Genomic DNA, 21,213 nt, shown 5'->3' with positions numbered 1-21,213 from the left:
TGCCTCGCGGTTAGCGTTGACGATTAGCGATACTGTTCGTTTCCGGGTTCATACGCTCGCGGCGTGAACGCGCGGGCGTCCAGTCCAGCGCGCCAATACGCACCAGATAAACCAGACCTGCCAGTAACACAAAAATAAAAATTGCAGCTTCCACAAAGCCAATCCAGCCGCTTTCACGGATAGATGTTGACCATGCAAAAAGATACAGCGCTTCAACGTCGAAGATAACGAAGAACATGGCTACCAGGTAAAACTTGGCAGACAGGCGCAAGCGGGCGGTGCCGACCGAGTCGATACCTGATTCAAACGGCACGTTTTTAGATCTCGCGCGCGCGCGACCCCCTAAAAACCAGCCGCCGACGAGCATCAGGCAGCACAGGCCAATGGCAACAATAAGAAAGATAGCGAATGCCCAGTGATGAGCGATGATTTCAGTGGATGTTGACATACTCATTGCTTACTCATCAAAAGTAGCGCCAAATTCTCTGCTCTTTACGGCAGATGAACGCCACATCGATTCATGGGGAGGAATAAAAAAAACCTTACAATCACTGTAGAAAACCATTTATACAGCCAATTGATGGGGTTTTTTACTCCTTTCTATAACCTTTTGTCAACTTTAACAAAAGTTTCCTCACATTATTTTACACCAATTCAATATCATTAACATAAAGTGCTATTTAGACTCATTTCAGTCCTGTCATTAGCCAATTTTAATGTTGTTGAATCGTGTCCGTAGTGAAGTAAAAAAGATAATACACCTCTATTTTGACAGGAATTCGTGCAGATGCCTCCCCCTAAATGTGAGTATTTTCTTGATCTGTGACACGCTTTTGTTAATCCATCATAAAAAACAGCAACAATTTCTCTAGTTTTTTAACATGAAAATAATAGGTCCTTCTTTTGTTTATTTTTTGCTCAATTTAATCAAAAATCTTTTACCTACTGATTTTATTCACTTTTCATTTACAAACAGGCTATAGACTGCCTGTTTTGTATAAAAAAAGAGCCACTGGAAGTTATTTCATCTTTAGTGGCTCTTTTTTGCACTTACATTTTAAAACGATTATTTGTGACGCATTACTCAAAGTCACCTTCAACGATCAGCGAATCATCTCCCCCTTCAGGGGTAAACTGATTGTATTGCCATGGGTTTTGGTACGTTTGCATCGACTTAAAGATAACCTGAGCTAACTCGTTTTGCGTGCTGGTATCGCAGCACAGCAGGTATTCGGTTTCTGGCAACGGTGGCAAACCATCCACCGCACCTAACACGCGCAAGTCCGGACTCATCATTTCTACCGGACGGGCAGTGACGCCCAATCCTGCTTTTACTGCAGCGCGAACCGCAGGCAATGTTGACGCCACATAGGCCAAACGCCACGGGATCTGCGCAGCATTTAGCGTAGACAGCACGATATCGCGAAACGGGCTGGGATCGTCCAGCAGGACCAGCGGCACCGGTTCCCCTTTTTGCAGGATGTATTCAGCCGCACAATACCAGTGCGTCGGAGAGGTACGCAGATTCAGGCACTCGAAATCCCCAGGGCGGTTGGTGGTCACCACCAAATCCACTTCCTGTGACTTCAGCATATCCACCATAAAGGCGTTACGCTTGACCCTCACATCCAGCGCAAGCTTCGGATAAACCGAACTGATGCGGTTGAGCAAAAACGGCAGTATCGTATCGGCGGATTCATCAGAGGCGCCAATAGTTAACACACCCTGAAGATTATTGAACATTAATGATGAGCAAGCCTCATCATTGAAGCGCAGAATTTTTCTGGCGTAACCCAACAGCTGGATACCGTGTTCCGTCAGCAGTTTGTTACGTCCATGGCGCGCGAACAACTCTTTCCCGACAAGTTGCTCGAGGCGTTGCATTTGCTGGCTCACCGCAGACTGAGTGCGACATACCGCAGCAGCCGCAGCCGCGAAAGTATTCAGATCGGCAACAGCAACAAACGTTCTCAGCAGATCGAGATCGAGGTTAATTATCGGACGATTTGCATTTATCATAAATTTTCACTTACTCGCGGGTCATTCCGGGTTAATGCTGTGCATTCAGAAACAAAAATTCCATTTGTAATGTGCCTGCCTCGTAGTTTCACTTAGTGTAACTAAGTGAAAATAAGGATGTATTAGATGTAACAACTGAAACAACCCTCTTACTTCGCTATATAATGCGCCGCATGGCTCATCAGAATATAGCAAAGAGAAAGCGCCATTTTTTAGCTACAGGCAGATTCTTACTAATGGAAAACATGTAAATTTTGTAAATATGAAAAAATAGTTTATGGACGTCAATTTACACATTAAAATCTAATTTTTCAGTATGTTATGGTCAACGTGTCAGCATTAGAATTATCAAAGAACATACGCAACACACCATTTCATGGGACTTATCTTAACCCAAAACCACTATATTTATAAGTGTTATCGTGAATAATCTGATGCGCAAAGGTGTTATGTCAGACTAGCCGTTTTCGTATTATTAACGCATTCAATGAGCGCTGTTTAAATATTAAATAATAATTAATTAAAATTTCCACCATTCATTAATTATGCTTAACAATAGATTCACACTGTAGCGCTGACCGATCATGCCGATAACAGGCAGTGGAGATAAGTGTTCCGTATTTCCGAATTCTTCTTTTCACCCCAGAGAACGATTGCTTTCGTGCCCGATACATAACTATTTCTTACCAGATAAACGACCACGACACCGGCATCACATCAAAACAGATAACTACGTAATATATATTAATAAGAATAAAATTCTAAATTATGATGATTTAACAGCCATTAACGGTTAATTATAACTGCATAGTTCATCAAAATCTTCTGCTAAAGACCCTTCAAAATGCACCGTTGGAAGAGTACATTGTTCTGTGCTGACTTCCACGGCAGGGAGTGGCATTCACAGCTAAAAGGTCAAGATTCATGTCCCCTATTGAAAAATCCAGCAAATTAGAAAATGTCTGTTATGACATTCGTGGCCCGGTTCTGAAAGAAGCAAAGCGTCTGGAAGAAGAAGGCAATAAGGTTCTGAAACTAAACATCGGCAACCCAGCGCCATTCGGGTTTGAAGCACCGGATGAAATTCTGGTTGATGTGATCCGTAATTTGCCTACCGCGCAAGGGTATTGTGACTCAAAAGGCCTTTATTCCGCCCGCAAAGCCATCATGCAGCATTATCAGGCACGTGGGATGCGCGATGTTACCGTGGAAGACATTTATATCGGCAACGGTGTTTCCGAATTGATCGTGCAGGCGATGCAGGCATTGCTGAACAGCGGGGACGAAATGCTGGTACCTGCGCCTGACTATCCGCTGTGGACGGCGGCGGTATCGCTTTCCAGCGGTAAGGCTGTGCACTACCTGTGTGATGAATCCTCTGACTGGTTCCCGGACCTCGACGATATTCGCGCCAAAATTACCCCTCGCACGCGTGGGATTGTTATTATCAACCCCAACAACCCTACCGGCGCAGTCTATTCTAAAGAGCTTCTGCTGGAGATTGTTGAAATTGCACGTCAGCATAATCTCATTATCTTTGCTGACGAGATTTACGACAAAATTCTTTATGATGACGCAGAGCACCATTCTATTGCCCCGCTGGCACCGGACCTGCTGACCATCACCTTCAACGGCCTGTCAAAAACGTACCGTGTTGCGGGTTTCCGTCAGGGCTGGATGGTACTGAACGGACCGAAGAAACACGCGAAAGGGTATATTGAAGGTCTGGAAATGCTAGCGTCTATGCGTTTATGCGCCAACGTTCCAGCACAGCATGCTATTCAAACCGCACTGGGCGGATACCAAAGCATTAGCGAATTCATCATGCCTGGCGGACGTCTGTATGAACAGCGCAACCGTGCCTGGGAATTACTCAACGACATTCCCGGCGTTTCTTGCGTGAAGCCGCGCGGCGCACTGTACATGTTCCCGAAAATTGACGCCAAACGCTTCAATATTCATGACGACCAGAAAATGGTTCTCGACTTCCTGTTACAGGAAAAAGTGCTGCTGGTGCAGGGCACAGCCTTCAACTGGCCGTGGCCGGATCACTTCCGTATCGTGACGCTGCCGCGTATTGACGATATCGAAATGTCGCTAAGCAAATTTGAGCGCTTCCTGTCTGGCTATCACCAGCTGTAAGTCGAAAATCAGCAACCATAATACTCTAAATAATTCGAGTTGCAGGAAGGCGGCGACGCAATGAATCCCCAGGAGCTTACAAGAGTGAGTGACTGGGGTGAATGGGGAAAGCCAACGCGCATGCAACTTGAATTATGACGAGTATTTGCATCTGACAGCCTTCTCTGCGCAAAATGACTCTTAGGTTGCCATCATATAAGGGTCGTTATGAAGCAGAGCCATTTTTTTGCCCACCTCTCCCGTCTGAAACTCATTAACCGCTGGCCGCTGATGCGCAACGTGCGCACCGAAAACGTATCTGAACACAGTCTGCAAGTCGCGATGGTTGCGCATGCGCTGGCGGCAATCAAGAACCGCAAGTTCGGCGGTCAGGTTAACGCGGAACGCATTGCCCTGCTGGCGATGTACCACGATGCCTCCGAAGTGCTGACCGGTGACCTCCCTACCCCGGTGAAATACTTTAACTCGCAAATCGCCCAGGAATATAAAGCCATTGAGAAAATTGCCCAGCAGAAACTGGTCGACATGGTACCCGATGAACTGCGCGATATTTTTGCGCCGTTAATTGATGAACACGCCAGCAGCGAAGAAGAGCGCGCGATTGTTAAACAGGCCGATGCGCTTTGCGCCTATCTGAAGTGCCTTGAGGAACTTTCAGCCGGAAATAATGAGTTTCTGCTTGCGAAAACGCGGCTGGAAAAAACGCTGGAATCGCGTCGCAGTGAAGAGATGGACTATTTCTTAGACGTATTTGTACCGAGTTTCCATCTCTCGCTGGATGAAATTAGCCAGGACTCGCCATTGTAAATTTGCGGCGACGTTGCCTTTGTAGGCCGGATAAGACGTTTACGTCGCCATCCGGCATCATGCCTGATGGCGCTACGCTTATCAGGCCTACAAGACCCGCGAAACGACACCAGGGAAGCATTAGAACGGAAACAGCATCGGGATCATCACAATACAGACCACCATGACAATCAGTGTAAACGGCACGCCAATCTTCACGAAGTCGCTGAAGCTGTAGTTACCCGGCCCCAGTACCAGCGTGTTAACCGGTGACGATACCGGCGTCATAAAGGCTGCAGATGCCGCCATCGCAATGACCATCGCAAAAGGATACGGTGAAACGCCCATCGACTTCGCTGCCGCCAGTGCAATCGGCGCCATCAACACCGCCGTCGCGGTATTCGAAATAAATAACCCGATGGTGGCGCACAGTACGAACAGACAGCCCAGCATCATGTACGGCCCGTATCCCCCACCCACGTCCATCAGGCCTTTCACTACCAGATCGACGCCACCGGTTTTTTGCAGGGCCAGCGCAAAAGGCATCATTCCGACAATTAAAATAATGCTCGGCCAGTGAATGGCTTTATACGCACTTTCTGCGTCAATACAACGGAATTTACCCATCAGCAGGCAAGCGATAATCGCAGCAACCGTATTGGGGATTTCATCGGTCAGCATCAGGGCAACCATCAGGACCAGGCAGAAAATCGCATGCGGTGCCTGGCTGTGCGCCGGAGACGCTTCACTGACCTCAACGGGCATATTCAACACCACAAAATCGCGTCCCTTTTTCCCCAACGCGGTGATCAGTTTCCAGTTACCCACGACCAGAATAATATCGCCCATCAGCAGCGGCTCATTGACGACCGCCCCGGCTAGCGCCGCGCCATCACGCTTTAATCCGACAACGTTAAGTCCATAGCGGGTACGAAATCCAATCTCCCGCACCGTTTTACCGATCAATTCCGATTCCGGGATCAGCGAAATTTCCGCCATACCCACATCCAATGCCTGCTCGGAGAAATATTCGCCGCGCAGCACCATCGGCTCCAACAACTGCTCGCTACAAAATTCGCGCAGGTCGACATCGGCTGAAGACATATCGATCAACAAAACATCACGGGCACGAAACTCAGAAACACCGTTCACGTCAACAATGACGCGGCGAAAACGACGCCAGCGCTCAACGCCAATGACGTTCGCCCCGTAGCGTTCACGCAGTTTTAAATCATCCAGACGTTGACCAATCATCGGTGAGCCGGGGCGAATAGCCAGTCGGCGCGCGCGTCCCGTAAGGCGATATTCTTTGATCAAATCGCGAAAAGTCCGGCGCTTCCAGACATCGCCCTGCTGACCGGCATCATCGCCCTTCAGCATAAAGCGCATCAGCAGCATATAAATAATGCCGAGCACCAGCACCACCAGACCCAGCGGCGTCACGCTAAAGAAGCTGAAACCGTTAAGCCCTTCGCGCAGGAGTTCACTGTTGACGACCAGGTTAGGCGGCGTTGCCACCAGCGTCATCATGCCGCTGATCAATCCGGCAAAGCTGAGCGGCATCATCAAGCGTGAAGGTGAGGTTTGCATGCGCATGGAGACGCTTAAGACAACCGGGATAAAGATAGCGACAACGCCGGTAGAACTCATGAACGCGCCGAGTCCGGCGACGGTTATCATCAGCAGCACCAGCATTTTTACCTCGCTGCTGCCAGCGACCTTCACCAGCCAGGCCCCCATCACGGTCGCCACCCCGGTGCGCACCAGGCCGTCGCCAATAATAAACAGAGCGGCTATCAAAATAACGTTAGGATCGCTGAAACCGGAGAAGGCCTCAGAAATGCTCAGCGTTCCACTCAAAATAAAAGCAATAATGACCAGCAAAGCGACCGCATCCATACGCACTCTGCCCGTCGCAAACAAGACCACGGCAACTGCCAGCAATGAGAGAACCCAGATCAATTCACCGTTCACAACATATCCTTGTTAAATGAGAGGGATGGACCGATTCTGCCATAAAAAAGCCCCAACAATCTGGGGCTAAATCATGTTCAGGTATTTCTTACAACGACCACATTTCCGTTGGGTTGTTTAGTCACGGAAATATGCTCCAGACTGGTCAGCGCAAAATCGACCTCATCCAGACGCGGCGTATCCGCCGGCGCGTTCACAGCGATGACATGACACCCTGCCGCCAGGCCAGAGAGCACCCCGGCTGGCGCATCCTCAACAACGGCACATTCACGCGGCGCAAGACCCAGCAGTTGCGCGCCTAACAGATAGGCGTCAGGCTCTGGCTTACCTCTTTTTACCCGCTCGGCAGTGACAAACACTTCCGGAGCAGGCAGACCCGCAACACGATGGCGCGCCCGCGCCACCGGCATGGATCCCGACGTGACGATCGCCCAGGGGATACCGGCTTTATTGAGGTGATTGAGTAAATCCACCGCTCCTGGCAGTGCGGTGATGCCTGCGGTCTCCGTTGCCTCTATTTGCTCCAGGCGCGTAAATTCTGCGGCAATATCTGCCTCTGACTTACCCACCATAAAGTGTCGCAAGGAGGTAATCGCCTGCTTACCGTGAATAAAGCCCAGCACCTCATCGTGGTCAAGCCCAAAACGATCGGCCCAGTTGCACCATGCACGTTCTACCGCAGGTAAGGAATCGACCAGCGTACCATCCAGATCAAACAGAAAGCCTTTGCACTGCACGCTCGCCCCCTCAGGCATTAATGATTTGGTTAATTTCATTCGCGCTCAGGTGGTACTGACGCGGGCAAGAATGCCAGACACTCAACATACGCTGATATTTTTCCCACATCGGCGTCTGGGCGTTAAAGCCATGCGTACCGGCATCAAAGTGGGTATAACGCCCTTCCACATTGACCATAAAACGCACGTATCCGAGGAAACGCGCTTCCGTTGCGGCATCAAAGCCCAAAAATGTGACGCGGCGCTCATCAATGGACTGGGCGTCTTTAAGGTTAGTCCATGAAACGTGTAATGCGTGATACATCTCCATGATATCGATAATGGTGCGGCAGGTTTCTTCTGTCAGCTCACCAAACTCACGATCGAGCTCGCGCATCTGCAAGCCATAACCGCGTTCAATAATCGTCTGTAAACGACGATAACGCTCGGCGTTGGTTGGATCGAGCATAGTCATCATTTTGTACTGGTTAGATAAAATGAGACGTTGAGCGTTGGTCATTTCCATTTGGGACTCCTGTATCACTACTGCTGCGATGAAAAAAAAGAAGGCATCTATGCCTTCTTTTATATGCGTAATCAGGGGTCAATTACAAATCATCGAGAAAAGTTTTATCCAGTTGTTTGAAGGCGCGCTTAAGCGTGTCAGCTAGCGCTTGATAATCAGGCTTCCCTTCCACCGGAGCTAGTGCCTGGCCGGCCTCTTGTAATTTACCCCGGACTTCATAGAACCAGTTGAGAATCGAGGGCGGCAACGGCGTAACGGAACGTTTACCTAACCACCACATGCCCTGCATTGGCAGGCTGAGCGCAAACAGCGCGGTCGCTACGGCCGGTCCCAGTTGCCCACCCAGCGCGATTTGCCAGCACAGGGTAAAGACGGCAATCGGCGGCATAAAACGGGTCGCGTAACGCGTCATGCGGATTACGCGATTCTCAACAAATACGGGCGCCAGGCGCTTTTCCATCGGCCACGTCTTAGCGTAGTGCTGCCCCCGGCGAAACAAACTGAAAAAATTTACGGAGCGATTATCCGGTGTCGACATGGCGGTTACCTCAACTTCACATATAAAATTTAAAAAATTTGTGCAAAACAACAACTGCAAGGGACATCGTTCAAAACATTTTGTCTTCGATACCCACAATCAGGTATCCTGTGTCGGCCTGTAAGGCCTTTAGTCCAAAATCATTGAGTCGTCAAATTGGCATACAGTATGCCATTGGCTGAAAAATACGCAAAATGACATAGACTCAAAGGTATTTATTCCATCATGCCCAAAAAGACAACGGCGCATGATGTTAATCATAAACGTCGGTGTCATCATGCGCTACGCTCTTTGACTCCATGACGTTTTTTTAGCCACGTATCCATAAATAGGTACTTCCATGTCGAGTAAGTTAGTACTGGTTCTGAACTGCGGTAGCTCCTCACTGAAATTTGCCATCATCGATGCAGTAAACGGTGAAGAATACCTTTCTGGTTTAGCCGAATGTTTCCATCTTCCAGAAGCACGTATCAAGTGGAAAATGGACGGCGGTAAACAAGAAGCGGCTTTAGGTGCAGGCGCCGCTCACAGTGAAGCGCTGAACTTCATCGTTAACACTATTCTGGCACAAAAACCGGAATTGTCCGCGCAATTGACTGCGATTGGTCACCGTATCGTACACGGCGGCGAGAAGTATACCAGCTCCGTGGTTATCGATGATTCCGTTATTCAGGGCATCAAAGATTCTGCCTCTTTCGCACCGCTGCACAACCCGGCTCACCTGATCGGTATTGCAGAAGCGCTGAAATCTTTCCCTAATCTGAAAGACAAAAACGTAGCCGTGTTTGACACCGCGTTCCATCAGACTATGCCGGAAGAGTCTTACCTCTACGCTCTGCCGTACAGCCTGTACAGAGAGCACGGTGTTCGTCGCTATGGCGCACACGGCACCAGCCACTTCTTCGTCACTCAAGAAGCGGCAAAAATGCTGAACAAACCGGTTGATGAACTGAACATCATCACTTGCCACCTGGGCAACGGTGGTTCTGTGTCTGCTATCCGTAACGGTAAATGTGTTGATACCTCCATGGGTCTGACCCCGCTGGAAGGTCTGGTGATGGGTACGCGTTCCGGTGACATCGACCCGGCGATTATCTTCCACCTGCACGACACCCTGGGCATGAGCGTTGACCAAATCAACAAAATGCTGACCAAAGAGTCTGGCCTGCTGGGCCTGACCGAAGTCACCAGCGACTGCCGCTATGTTGAAGACAACTACGAGACCAAAGAAGACGCTAAACGTGCAATGGACGTTTACTGTCACCGTCTGGCGAAATACATCGGTTCTTACACTGCACTGATGGACGGTCGTCTGGACGCCGTCGTCTTCACCGGTGGTATCGGTGAAAACGCCGCGATGGTTCGTGAACTGTCCCTGGGCAAACTGGGCGTTCTGGGCTTTGACGTTGACCACGAACGTAACCTGGCCGCACGTTTCGGCAAATCTGGTTTCATCAACAAAGAAGGTACCCGTCCTGCGGTGGTTATCCCAACCAACGAAGAACTGGTTATCGCGCAAGACGCGAGCCGTCTGACTGCCTGATTTCACACCGCCAGCCTAGCTGGCGGTGCTGTTTTGTAACCCGTCGAAATCGACGGTAACGAAAGAGGATAAACCGTGTCCCGTATTATTATGCTGATCCCTACCGGAACCAGCGTCGGTCTGACCAGCGTCAGCCTTGGCGTGATCCGTGCAATGGAACGTAAAGGCGTAAGTCTGAGCGTCTTTAAGCCGATCGCTCAACCGCGTGCCGGTGGCGATGCGCCAGACCAGACTACTGCGATTGTCCGTGCGAACTCGTCTCTGCCAGCCGCTGAGCCGCTGAAGATGAGCCACGTTGAGTCTCTGCTCTCCAGCAATCAGAAAGATGTGCTGATGGAAGAGATCATCGCAAACTATCACGCGAACACCAAAAATGCTGAAGTGGTGCTGGTTGAAGGCCTGGTCCCAACCCGTAAGCACCAGTTCGCTCAGTCTCTGAACTACGAAATTGCGAAAACGCTGAATGCAGAAATCGTCTTCGTAATGTCTCAGGGCACTGACACCCCGGAACAGCTGAACGAGCGTATTGAACTGACTCGCAGCAGCTTCGGCGGCGCTAAAAATACCAACATCACCGGCGTTATCGTTAACAAACTGAACGCACCGGTTGATGAGCAGGGCCGTACTCGCCCGGATCTGTCCGAAATTTTTGACGACTCCTCCAAAGCGAAAGTGGTTAAAGTTGACCCGGCTAAACTGCAAGAATCCAGCCCGCTGCCGGTTCTGGGCGCGGTGCCGTGGAGCTTTGATCTGATCGCCACTCGTGCAATCGATATGGCGCGTCACCTGAACGCCACCATCGTTAACGAAGGCGATATCAATACCCGTCGCGTGAAGTCTGTGACTTTCTGCGCACGCAGCATTCCGCACATGCTCGAGCATTTCCGTGCCGGTTCTCTGCTGGTGACCTCTGCCGATCGTCCTGACGTGCTGGTTGCAGCATGCCTGGCGGCAATGAACGGCGTAGAAATCGGTGCTCTGCTGCTGACTGGCGGTTACGAAATGGACGCGCGCATTACAAAACTGTGCGAACGTGCATTCGAAACCGGCCTGCCGGTATTCATGGTAAACACCAACACCTGGCAGACCTCCCTGAGCCTGCAGAGCTTCAACCTGGAAGTCCCGGTTGACGATCACGAGCGCATCGAGAAAGTTCAGGAATACGTTGCTAACTACATCAACGCTGACTGGGTTGAATCCCTGACTGCGACCTCTGAGCGCAGCCGTCGTCTGTCTCCGCCAGCGTTCCGCTACCAGCTGACCGAGCTGGCGCGTAAAGCAGGCAAACGCGTAGTTCTGCCAGAAGGCGACGAACCGCGTACTGTTAAAGCGGCAGCTATCTGTGCTGAACGTGGTATCGCGACCTGCGTACTGCTGGGTAACCCGGATGAAATCACCCGTGTTGCAGCGTCTCAGGGCGTTGAACTGGGCGCAGGCGTAGAAATCGTTGACCCGGATGTGGTTCGCGAGAGCTACGTGGCCCGCCTGGTCGAACTGCGTAAAAACAAAGGTATGACTGAAACCGTTGCCCGCGAACAGCTGGAAGACAACGTGGTTCTCGGTACCCTGATGCTGGAGCAGGACGACGTTGACGGCCTGGTTTCCGGTGCTGTTCACACCACCGCAAACACCATTCGCCCACCGCTGCAGCTGATCAAAACTGCACCGGGCAGCTCTCTGGTGTCTTCTGTGTTCTTCATGCTGCTGCCGGATCAGGTTTACGTTTACGGCGACTGCGCGATCAACCCGGATCCAACTGCAGAACAGCTGGCAGAAATCGCCATCCAGTCCGCAGACTCCGCAACGGCCTTCGGTATTGAACCTCGCGTAGCGATGCTCTCCTACTCTACCGGCACCTCTGGTGCAGGTAGCGACGTTGAGAAAGTCCGCGAAGCAACGCGTCTGGCTCAGGAAAAACGTCCAGACCTGATGATCGACGGTCCGCTGCAGTACGACGCCGCTGTTATGGCTGACGTTGCGAAATCTAAAGCGCCGAACTCTCCGGTTGCAGGTCGCGCTACCGTGTTCATCTTCCCGGATCTGAACACCGGTAACACCACCTACAAAGCGGTACAGCGTTCTGCCGACCTGATCTCCATCGGGCCGATGCTGCAGGGTATGCGCAAGCCGGTGAACGATCTGTCTCGTGGCGCGCTGGTAGACGATATCGTCTACACCATCGCACTGACCGCGATCCAGTCTTCCCAGCAACAGCAGTAATTTGCTGCGTGTGTCGGATAGTGGCGCTAAGCGCCTTATCCGGCCTACACATCATGCTCATGAAAGCCGGAACTAGCTGATATTTCCGGCTTTTTTATCTCCGCAATTGCAGTCGCAAATTCTGAAAATTTTGCTTAGCTGCTCTGCATCAATGAATAACTATTCTTCTCTTCTCATACTTAGTCTCTTTGCTTTGCAACAGGGATAGTCTGTCATGTCTGCAGTTACAGAATCACAATCCGCGAAAAAATGGGCTATGCCCGATACGCTGGTGATTATTTTTTTCGTCGCTATTTTAACCAGCCTGGCCACCTGGGTTGTTCCCGTCGGCATGTTCGACAGTCAAGAAGTGCAGTACCAGGTTGATGGGCAAACCAAAACCCGTAAAGTGGTCGATCCCCACTCTTTTCGCATTCTGACCAACGATGCCGGCGAAGAGCAGTATCACCGGGTGAAATTTTTCACCACCGGCGATGAAAGTCCCGGGCTGATGAATTTTCCGTTCGAAGGGTTAACCTCCGGCTCTAAATTCGGTACTGCCGTTGGCATCATTATGTTTATGCTGGTGATCGGCGGCGCGTTTGGCATTGTTATGCGCACCGGAACCATTGATAACGGCATCCTGGCGCTCATCCGCCATACCCGGGGTAACGAGGTCTTGTTCATCCCGGTGCTGTTTATCCTCTTCTCATTGGGTGGCGCGGTCTTTGGTATGGGAGAAGAGGCGGTCGCCTTTGCCATTATCATCGCCCCACTCATGGTGCGCTTAGGTTACGACAGTATTACCACCGTGCTGGTGACCTACATTGCCACCCAAATCGGCTTTGCCAGTTCATGGATGAACCCGTTCTGTGTGGTTGTCGCACAGGGCATTGCAGGCGTCCCGGTACTCTCCGGCTCTGGTTTGCGTATCGTGGTGTGGGTCGTTGCCACAATGATTGGCCTGACTTTTACGCTGGCCTACGCAACACGCATCAAGAAAAACCCCCTGCTATCCCGCGTTCATGAATCAGACCGTTTTTTCCGCGAACAGCAGGACGAGGTGGTAGAGCGACGCTTCACGCTGGGTGACTGGCTGGTACTGATCGTCCTCACTGCAGTAATGATCTGGGTTGTCTGGGGCGTTATCGTCAACGCATGGTTCATTCCTGAAATCGCCAGCCAGTTTTTCACTATGGGTCTGGTGATTGGCATTATCGGCGTTGTCTTCCGGCTCAACGGAATGACGGTTAACATCATGGCTTCCTCATTCACTGAGGGGGCACGCATGATGATTGCCCCGGCCCTGCTGGTCGGTTTTGCCAAGGGGATATTACTGCTGGTTGGTAATGGTGAGGCAGGCGATGCGAGTGTGCTGAATACCCTGCTGCACAGCATTGCCAACGGCATTAGCGGCCTGGACAATGCCATTGCGGCGTGGTTTATGCTGCTGTTCCAGGCGGTATTTAATTTCTTCGTCACTTCCGGTTCGGGTCAGGCAGCGCTCACTATGCCACTATTAGCGCCTCTGGGCGATCTGGTCGGCGTAAACCGTCAGGTGACCGTGCTGGCCTTCCAGTTTGGTGACGGATTCAGCCACATTATCTATCCAACATCAGCATCATTGATGGCGACGTTAGGCGTTTGCCGGGTGGACTTCCGTAACTGGCTGAAGGTAGGTGCCACACTGCTGGGCCTGCTGTTTATTATGTCCAGCGTGGTGGTGATTGGTGCGCAGATAATGGGGTATCACTAATTCACAACGCCGGTTGGCGATGTCAAAGCGTGTCACCCGGCCTACCCGATTGCATTACTGGGTAGGCTGGATAAGCGGTGTTTACTCCGCCTCTTCCTGTTTTTCGGCTTTCGCCCCTTCATTCTTGGCGTTGCGGGTCATCCACAGCGCCAGCGCTTTCAGCGAGTCCGGTGTGAACTCATCACAGCGCGCGGTAATTTCTTCCGGCGTTAGCCAGCAGACTTCGCTAATTTCTTCTTCCTGCAGCGCGAACGGCCCGTGGGATACGCAGCTAAACAGCCCTCCCCATACGCGACAGTGTTGGTCCTCAAAATAAAACTGACCGTGTTCAGCAAACGGTACGCCTGCAATGCCCAACTCTTCTTCCGCTTCACGGCGGGCAGATTCAAGCATTTGCTCATCAGCCTGAACAACACCACCCGCGGTAGCATCCAGCATGCCGGGCAAAAAATCTTTTGTCTCGGTACGACGCTGAACCAGAATTTTGCCCATACCATCATGCACGACGATATACGTTGCGCGATGACGTAAGCGCTGCGCCCGCATTTGTTCCCGGCTGGACTGTGCGATGACTTCATTGTCTTCATTCACAATATCCACCCATTCCGTACTTGCCAAACGATGCTGTTCCACCATCAGGAAACCTTCTTTTTTCTAGCGCTCTTACGGCGCGTTTACGTTTGTGGGGTAACTTACGGATTAATCTCGATCTGCGCAATGATACTTTGATCATTGAGTGCCATTACGCTGAGAACATTATCATCCAGAATCCCGTAACTTGCCGTAAAACCCCCTTTCGGAATACTGACCGAGCCGGGGTTAAAGTGGTAAATATCACCACGCTTCTCGGCAACCGGCAGATGCGTATGCCCATAAATCAGCACATCACCCGCATTCAGCTCCGGGAGGTTTTCCGGGCCATAAAGATGCCCATGCGTCAAAAAGAGCCGCTGATTATCCATTAGAACCTGCTGCCATGGCGCAGTTATTGGAAAATCCAGGAGCATCTGATCCACTTCGCTATCGCAATTACCGCGTACCGCAATAATACGTGACGCCAGCGCGTTCAAGCGGTCAGCAACCTGCGCAGGTGCATAACCTTGTGGCAGCGCATTACGCGGTCCGTGGTTTAAAATATCACCCAATATCACCAGCCATCGCGCCCCGCTTTGGGCAAACAGTTCAAGTACGCGCTCCGTGGCTGGCAACGACCCATGAATGTCCGATGCGAACATCAGCTTCATCACTCACTCCTCGTCGTATAATACCGTTTAATGATACTGGATTATCGCTCGATTATCAGCAGGAACGCTTCGCTGAAAGCGCGATAAAACGTTGTACCGAAGCCCGCTGCCACTGGAAGGTGGCGTAGTCTGCTAACGCCTGTGGAACGTCATCTCCGTTTAGCACCAGACGATTAAGCATTAGCGCTAAATCACAATCTGCGATACACCATTCGCCAAATAAATTTTGTTTCCCATGAGCAAGCAAACTTCCCGCCGTGGCGAACAATTTTTCTGCGCTGGCTTTACCCGCTTCACTCAACGGCGCTTTCTTCACCCCGGCAAACACAACGTCTGTGGAACGTTCTTCACGAATAGGCATCAGATCGCTGCGGATCCACGCCTGAACCTGGCGGGCTCGCGCGCGTTTTTGCACATCATGCGGATAGATGCGTTCCCACTGCGGCGGCGAGAAGGTCTCTTCCAGGAACTCGGCAATCGCCGATGATTCGCTCAATTCAAAACCGTCAATCTCAAGAACCGGGACGCGACGCGTCAGTGCATATCCTTGCCAGGCGGGTTGTAAATGCTCGCCCGCACTGAGATCAACGGTTTTCAGCGTAAAAGGCAGCCCTTTCTCCTGTAGCGCAACGTAAACGGACAACACATAGGGGGAGAAAAAGTTGGCATCTGACCACAGCGTAATTGCAGGTTTGCTCATAATGACCTCGGGATTGGATTGGCTAGCTTTCAAAATATAGAGTCTTTCTCACCCTGTCACTTGATGAAAACTCACGCACGCCAACAGGCTCTATACTTGTCATGACCCGGTTCATCACTCAACGGACGCTGAAAATGATCGACCTCTACTACACACCAACGCCCAACGGTCACAAAATCACGCTGTTTCTCGAAGAGGCGCAGTTGAAATACCGTCTGATTCCTGTCGATATCAGCAAAGGGAATCAATTTCATCCGGATTTTCTGCAGATCTCGCCGAACAATAAAATCCCGGCCATTATCGATAACGCCCCGGAGGACGGCGGTAAGCCGCTCAGCCTGTTTGAATCGGGTGAAATTTTGCTGTATCTGGCGGAGAAGAGCGGCAAGTTGCTCAGCGGTGAATTACGCGAACGCCACACCACGTTGCAGTGGCTGTTCTGGCAGGTGAGCGGTCTGGGTCCCATGTTGGGCCAGAATCATCATTTTAATCATTTTGCACCCCAAACCATCCCTTACGCCATTGAGCGCTATCAGGTTGAAACTCAGCGTCTGTACAACGTGATGAACAAACGTCTGGAAATGTCCCCCTGGTTAGGTGGCGATCACTACAGCATTGCGGATATTGCTTGCTGGCCGTGGATTCATGCTCATCAGCGTCAGCGTATCGACCTCGATACCTATCCGGCGGTTAATAACTGGTACGAACGCATTCGTACCCGTCCCGCCACGGAACGTGCGCTGCAGCACGCGCCGAGTGAGAACCGGTAACGCGATTCGATTCTCGTGTATCATTAAGAGGTTCATACATGGAGGAAACCTGCAATGTCACAACCTGACGCAATTATTCGTATAAAAAACCTTCGTCTGCGCACGTTTATTGGCATCAAAGAAGAGGAGATCCTGAACCGTCAGGATATCGTCATTAACATCGCCATCCACTACCCGGCAGACAAAGCCCGCGCCAGCGAAGATATCAACGATGCGTTGAATTATCGCACCATTACCAAGAGCATTATTTCGCACGTAGAGAGTAACCGCTTCTCATTGTTAGAAAAATTAACCCAAGATGTGCTCGATATCGCACGCGAACATCACTGGGTCACTTATGCTGAAGTAGAGATCGATAAACTTCACGCATTGCGTTACGCCGACTCCGTGTCCATGACGCTGAGCTGGCAGCGCTAATCGTTATCCGGGAGGCAATATGCAGATTCTGATTACCGGTGGTACTGGCCTGATTGGACGCCATCTGATCCCCCGCTTGCTGGAATTGGGGCATCAGATAAGCGTTGTAACACGTACCCCTGATAAGGCCCGTCAGATTCTGGACTCCCGGGTTACGCTGTGGAAAGGGCTGGAGGACAGGCCCAACCTCAATGGCATCGACGCGATTGTTAACCTTGCCGGAGAGCCCATCGCCGATAAGCGCTGGACGGCTGAGCAAAAGGAGCGTTTGTGCCAAAGTCGCTGGGGTATCACCCAGAAACTGGTCGATTTAATCAACGCCAGCGATACGCCACCGACGGCGTTGATCTCAGGTTCGGCTGCCGGATACTACGGTGACTTAGGTGAAGTCGTCGTCACGGAAGAAGAACCGCCGCACAATGAATTTACCCATAAGCTCTGCGCCCGGTGGGAGCAAATTGCCTGCGGCGCGCAAAGCGATAACACGCGCGTATGCCTGCTGCGTACCGGTGTCGTACTGGCACCTGCGGGCGGTATCCTCGGAAAAATGGTTCCGCCGTTTCGCCTTGGTCTGGGCGGCCCCATCGGTAACGGACGTCAGTATCTGGCCTGGATCCATATTGATGATATGGTCAATGCGATCATCTGGCTGCTGGATAACGATTTGCGTGGCCCATTCAATATGGTCTCGCCGTACCCGGTGCGTAATGAGCAATTTGCCCATGCGCTGGGCCATGCGCTGAATCGCCCTGCTGTCTTACGCGTTCCCGCAACCGCAATGCGCTTGCTGATGGGGGAATCCTCGGTGCTGGTTCTCGGCGGTCAGCGCGCATTACCTAAGCGGCTGGAAGCGTCTGGTTTTGCGTTTCGCTGGTATGATTTAGAGGAAGCACTGGCCGACGTCATTCGATAAGCGCGAAGACTGTTCACTGTCGCCATTACGGTGGTAAGGTTATAAGCCTGACTTCTGTAATGGCGAATTTATGGCGATAATTACCACCCCGCGACTTATCCTCTCCCCGTTTCAACCGACTGACTGGCCGTTTTTCCTGCGACTACGCGAAAACCCGGACATCATGCGCTTTATGGGCACTATCTCCCCGGTAAAAGAAACACGCCTGCTGTTCGCCCGGCGTCTTAATGCACCCCATACGTTTGTCATCCGCCAACATCATGACGCGACTCCGCTCGGTGATATTGGCTTGCAGATTAGTCATCACTTTCCGCAAGAAGCTGATATTGGCTATTGCATTATTTCACGCGCTCAGGGAAAAGGGATTGCCAGTGAAGCGGTACGCGCGGTGTGCGACTATGCCTTTGAACACGCTGGCGTAATGGCAATAAACGCGTGGGTGCTGGCGGACAACAAAGGCTCGGTACGCATACTGGAAAAGACCGGCTTTGTGCGCACACAGGTGCTCGAGCAAGCCTATGAAGTGAATGGTGTGCATTATGACGACTGGGGTTATCGTCTGGAGTGCGGGAAGCCGAAGGCCCGGTAAGCAACAAAAACGCCACCGGGCAATCAAGCGCTTATTTCAGCGATCCTTTAAGGAACTGCTGTAAACGTGGACTTTGCGGATTACCGAAGACCTGCTCCGGATCGCCTTCTTCTTCAATTTTCCCCTGATGCAGGAAAATCACGTGCGTGGATACATGACGGGCAAACCCCATTTCGTGGGTGACGACCACCATGGTTTTCCCCTCTTCGGCCAGCTGTTGCATGATACGCAATACTTCCCCCACCAGCTCTGGGTCAAGCGCTGACGTCGGTTCATCAAACAGCAGAACCTCCGGCTCCATAGCCAGCGCGCGCGCAATGGAGACACGCTGCTGCTGACCACCGGACAGGTGCACCGGATACTTACCCTGAGCGCGTTCATCAATACCCACTTTAGCCAGATATTTCACCGCACGCTCGCGGGCTTCCTGCTTGTTCAGCCCTAATACCTGAATCGGCGCTTCCATGACGTTTTCCAGCACCGTCATGTGGCTCCACAGGTTAAAGTGTTGAAAGACCATGGTCAGGCGCGTACGCAGCAGGCGCAGCTGATTTTTGTCCGCCACCTTAAGCTGACCGTCTTTGTCACGGACCAGGCCAATGTTCTGACCGCTGACCACAATCGACCCGGCGCTCGGTTTTTCAAGAAAGTTAATACAGCGCAGGAACGTACTTTTGCCAGAGCCTGACGAGCCGATAATACTGATCACATCACCCGCATTGGCCTGCAGCGATACCCCTTTCAGCACTTCATGTTCGCCGTAGTGTTTGTGTAAATCGATAACGTTTAATTTATTCTCAGACATCATGTTCTCAGTGCGTCGAAGGTTTTACATGCTGCAACCAGCGTTTTTCCGCTTTACGGAACAGACTGATCAGGACATACGAAATCATCAAATACAGCACGGCGGCAATACCGAAGGCGGTAAACGGCTGGTAGGTCGCCGAGTTGATATCGCGGGCAATTTTCAACAAATCCGGTACCGTGGCCGTAAAGGCCAGCGCCGTTGAGTGCAGCATTAAAATAACCTCATTGCTGTACGCAGGCAGCGCAATACGCAATGCGGAGGGCAAAATAATGCAGCGATACATCTTGAATGAAGAAAAACCGTAAGCGCGCGCGGCTTCAATCTCACCATGAGGCACCGAACGAATCGCCCCGGCAAAGATCTCAGTGGTATAGGCGCAGGTATTCAGCGTTAATGCCAGCACGGTGCAATTCAGCCCGCTGCGGAAAAACGCGTTGAGAAGGTCCGTCCCTTTGACAATTTCCAGCGTGTACATCCCGGAATAAAACACCAGTAGCTGAACGTAAAGCGGCGTGCCACGGAAAATATAGGTAAATAGCCAAATGGGGAACTGGATAAACTTATTGCTGGATACGCGACCAATCGCCAAAAACAGCGCCAGAATGCCGCCCATCACTACGGATGAAATCAGCAACCACAGGGTGATCGCTACGCCGGTAAAGCGATAGCCGTCGGTCCACAGCAGGGATTTCCAGTACTCCTGAATAATCTCAATCACAGGTCAGCCCTCTTCACACCCACAGAGTAGCGGCGCTCAAGGTACAGCAGCACACCATTAGACACGGTGGTAAACACCAGATAGATAAGCCCGCACACGACGGCAAAATAGAATGGCTCCCAGGTGCTCTTCCCGGCAAGCTGTGTCGCTTTCACCACGTCTTCCAGTCCGAGCAGCGAAACCAGCGCCGTCGCCTTCAAAATGACCTGCCAGTTATTGCCAATCCCCGGCAGCGCGTAGCGCATCATCGCCGGGAACATAATCCGGCGAAAAATCTGCGAAGAGGTAAACCCAAACGCCGTCGCCGCTTCAATATGGCCTCTTGGAACCGCCATAAACGCGCCACGGAACGTTTCAGTAAAATAGGCCCCGTAGATAAAACCGAGCGTAATAATCCCCGCCACCATCGGATCAATATCAATCTGGCTGATACCAACCGCGTCAGTGACCGTGTTCAGTGCGATTTGTAATCCGTAGAAAATGAGCAACATCAAGACGAGATCGGGTACCCCACGGATCAACGTCGTGTACCCTTCGAAAATCAGCGCCATTGCCCGGCTTTGCGACAGCTTTGCCCCCGCGCCGACAAGGCCTATCAGAACCGCCAGTACCACCGAGCTAAGAGCAAGCTCAAGCGTCACGATTGCGCCCTGTAAAATAACACCTGAAAAGCCATACAACATGCTGCCTGTCCTGTCGTGTGTGGTGAAGTAAGAAGCCTCTTTTGATTTCAGACAAACTGTTAAATGCCGGATGGCGGCATTGCCTTATCCGGCCTACAAAATCGCTGTAGGCCTGATAAGCGCAGCGCCATCAGGCATAAATTCAACACGTCAAAAATCTACGGGCTTTATC

Annotated in this window: 21 protein-coding genes; 9 read left to right on the top strand and 12 right to left on the bottom strand. The window is 51.4% G+C overall.

What is annotated here, in order from left to right; all coding sequences use genetic code 11:
• Positions 1 to 10 precede the first annotated feature (10 nt).
• A complete protein-coding gene (gene nuoA, locus IB214_RS08065; RefSeq protein WP_003028077.1) occupies positions 11 to 454 on the bottom strand; it encodes an NADH-quinone oxidoreductase subunit NuoA in 444 nt (147 codons plus the stop codon).
• 626 nt (positions 455 to 1,080) lie between these two features.
• A complete protein-coding gene (gene lrhA / locus IB214_RS08060; protein ID WP_117343408.1) occupies positions 1,081 to 2,019 on the bottom strand; it encodes a transcriptional regulator LrhA in 939 nt (312 codons plus the stop codon).
• Positions 2,020 to 2,943: 924 nt separating this feature from the next.
• Between lrhA and alaA the strand changes: the two genes are divergently transcribed.
• Together alaA and yfbR are read left to right on the top strand one after the other, a co-directional pair.
• A complete protein-coding gene (gene alaA / locus IB214_RS08055; protein ID WP_096756369.1) occupies positions 2,944 to 4,161 on the top strand; it encodes an alanine transaminase AlaA in 1,218 nt (405 codons plus the stop codon).
• Between the two features lie 207 nt (positions 4,162 to 4,368).
• Positions 4,369 to 4,968: a 5'-deoxynucleotidase gene (gene yfbR / locus IB214_RS08050; RefSeq protein ID WP_115257908.1), complete on the top strand. Its 600-nt coding sequence runs from the start codon at positions 4,369 to 4,371 to the stop codon at positions 4,966 to 4,968.
• Between the two features lie 120 nt (positions 4,969 to 5,088).
• Here yfbR and IB214_RS08045 read toward each other — a convergent pair whose 3' ends face one another.
• The 4 genes from IB214_RS08045 to yfbV form a co-directional block, all read right to left on the bottom strand.
• Entirely contained in the window at positions 5,089 to 6,921 is a 1,833-nt protein-coding gene (locus IB214_RS08045; protein ID WP_117343407.1) for an SLC13 family permease, read from the bottom strand.
• Positions 6,922 to 6,998: 77 nt separating this feature from the next.
• Positions 6,999 to 7,676 carry a sugar phosphatase gene (locus tag IB214_RS08040; protein ID WP_117343406.1) on the bottom strand — a complete coding sequence of 226 codons (678 nt, stop codon included), beginning with the start codon at positions 7,674 to 7,676 and terminating at the stop codon, positions 6,999 to 7,001.
• Positions 7,669 to 8,163: a YfbU family protein gene (locus IB214_RS08035; protein ID WP_096756365.1), complete on the bottom strand. Its 495-nt coding sequence runs from the start codon at positions 8,161 to 8,163 to the stop codon at positions 7,669 to 7,671. The genes IB214_RS08040 and IB214_RS08035 overlap by 8 nt, the downstream gene beginning before the upstream one ends.
• Before the next feature lie 82 nt (positions 8,164 to 8,245).
• The gene (yfbV, locus tag IB214_RS08030; protein WP_045445597.1) at positions 8,246 to 8,701 is read right to left on the bottom strand and encodes a terminus macrodomain insulation protein YfbV; all 456 of its coding nucleotides are present in this window, start codon (positions 8,699 to 8,701) and stop codon (positions 8,246 to 8,248) included.
• A 340-nt stretch (positions 8,702 to 9,041) separates the two neighbouring features.
• On the opposite strand from yfbV, the gene ackA reads away from it, so the two are divergent.
• The 3 genes from ackA (at position 9,042) to yfcC (ending at position 14,199) form a co-directional block, all read left to right on the top strand.
• The gene (ackA, locus tag IB214_RS08025; RefSeq protein WP_115257905.1) at positions 9,042 to 10,244 is read left to right on the top strand and encodes an acetate kinase; all 1,203 of its coding nucleotides are present in this window, start codon (positions 9,042 to 9,044) and stop codon (positions 10,242 to 10,244) included.
• A 75-nt stretch (positions 10,245 to 10,319) separates the two neighbouring features.
• Positions 10,320 to 12,464, top strand: coding sequence for a phosphate acetyltransferase (gene pta / locus IB214_RS08020; RefSeq protein WP_096756363.1), 2,145 nt, complete (start codon positions 10,320 to 10,322; stop codon positions 12,462 to 12,464).
• Between the two features lie 214 nt (positions 12,465 to 12,678).
• Positions 12,679 to 14,199 (top strand): putative basic amino acid antiporter YfcC, encoded by a 1,521-nt coding sequence (gene yfcC, locus IB214_RS08015; RefSeq protein WP_117343405.1) that lies wholly within the window; start codon positions 12,679 to 12,681, stop codon positions 14,197 to 14,199.
• Positions 14,200 to 14,280: 81 nt separating this feature from the next.
• On the opposite strand, the gene yfcD is transcribed toward yfcC, so the two are convergent.
• Genes yfcD through yfcF form a run of 3 tightly spaced genes read right to left on the bottom strand, consistent with a single transcriptional unit; the run spans position 14,281 to position 16,143 of the window.
• On the bottom strand, positions 14,281 to 14,835 hold the full coding sequence (yfcD, locus tag IB214_RS08010; RefSeq protein WP_096756361.1) for an NUDIX hydrolase YfcD: 555 nt from the start codon (positions 14,833 to 14,835) through the stop codon (positions 14,281 to 14,283).
• Positions 14,836 to 14,891: 56 nt separating this feature from the next.
• A complete protein-coding gene (gene yfcE, locus IB214_RS08005; protein WP_117343404.1) occupies positions 14,892 to 15,443 on the bottom strand; it encodes a phosphodiesterase in 552 nt (183 codons plus the stop codon).
• Positions 15,444 to 15,498: 55 nt separating this feature from the next.
• On the bottom strand, positions 15,499 to 16,143 hold the full coding sequence (gene yfcF, locus IB214_RS08000) for a glutathione transferase (protein ID WP_115257901.1): 645 nt from the start codon (positions 16,141 to 16,143) through the stop codon (positions 15,499 to 15,501).
• Between the two features lie 134 nt (positions 16,144 to 16,277).
• Between yfcF and yfcG the strand changes: the two genes are divergently transcribed.
• The 4 genes from yfcG to IB214_RS07980 all read left to right on the top strand — a co-directional run bounded on the left by yfcG (position 16,278) and on the right by IB214_RS07980 (position 18,832).
• Positions 16,278 to 16,913 (top strand): GSH-dependent disulfide bond oxidoreductase, encoded by a 636-nt coding sequence (gene yfcG / locus IB214_RS07995; protein WP_115259916.1) that lies wholly within the window; start codon positions 16,278 to 16,280, stop codon positions 16,911 to 16,913.
• Between the two features lie 54 nt (positions 16,914 to 16,967).
• Positions 16,968 to 17,330, top strand: coding sequence for a dihydroneopterin triphosphate 2'-epimerase (folX, locus tag IB214_RS07990; protein ID WP_096756358.1), 363 nt, complete (start codon positions 16,968 to 16,970; stop codon positions 17,328 to 17,330).
• Positions 17,331 to 17,349: 19 nt separating this feature from the next.
• Positions 17,350 to 18,243 (top strand): TIGR01777 family oxidoreductase, encoded by an 894-nt coding sequence (locus tag IB214_RS07985; RefSeq protein ID WP_096756357.1) that lies wholly within the window; start codon positions 17,350 to 17,352, stop codon positions 18,241 to 18,243.
• A gap of 70 nt (positions 18,244 to 18,313) precedes the next feature.
• Positions 18,314 to 18,832 carry a GNAT family N-acetyltransferase gene (locus IB214_RS07980; protein ID WP_117343403.1) on the top strand — a complete coding sequence of 173 codons (519 nt, stop codon included), beginning with the start codon at positions 18,314 to 18,316 and terminating at the stop codon, positions 18,830 to 18,832.
• A 31-nt stretch (positions 18,833 to 18,863) separates the two neighbouring features.
• On the opposite strand, the gene hisP is transcribed toward IB214_RS07980, so the two are convergent.
• Genes hisP through IB214_RS07965 form a run of 3 tightly spaced genes read right to left on the bottom strand, consistent with a single transcriptional unit; the run spans position 18,864 to position 21,041 of the window.
• Complete coding sequence (gene hisP / locus IB214_RS07975; protein WP_096756355.1) at positions 18,864 to 19,637, bottom strand: histidine ABC transporter ATP-binding protein HisP; 774 nt, start codon at positions 19,635 to 19,637, stop codon at positions 18,864 to 18,866.
• Positions 19,638 to 19,644: 7 nt separating this feature from the next.
• Positions 19,645 to 20,358 (bottom strand): histidine ABC transporter permease HisM, encoded by a 714-nt coding sequence (gene hisM / locus IB214_RS07970; RefSeq protein ID WP_096756354.1) that lies wholly within the window; start codon positions 20,356 to 20,358, stop codon positions 19,645 to 19,647.
• Positions 20,355 to 21,041, bottom strand: a complete 687-nt coding sequence (locus IB214_RS07965; RefSeq protein WP_096756353.1) for a histidine ABC transporter permease HisQ — start codon at positions 21,039 to 21,041, stop codon at positions 20,355 to 20,357. Before IB214_RS07965 ends, hisM begins: the two co-directional genes overlap by 4 nt.
• Positions 21,042 to 21,213: the final 172 nt, after the last annotated feature.

It is taken from the genome of Citrobacter sp. C1 (assembly GCF_014596895.2).
In the GTDB taxonomy this organism is placed as follows: Bacteria; Pseudomonadota; Gammaproteobacteria; order Enterobacterales; family Enterobacteriaceae; genus Citrobacter; species Citrobacter gillenii.
Note: the sequence above shows the minus strand (reverse complement) of the source record. Positions and strands in the feature narration are given on the sequence as shown.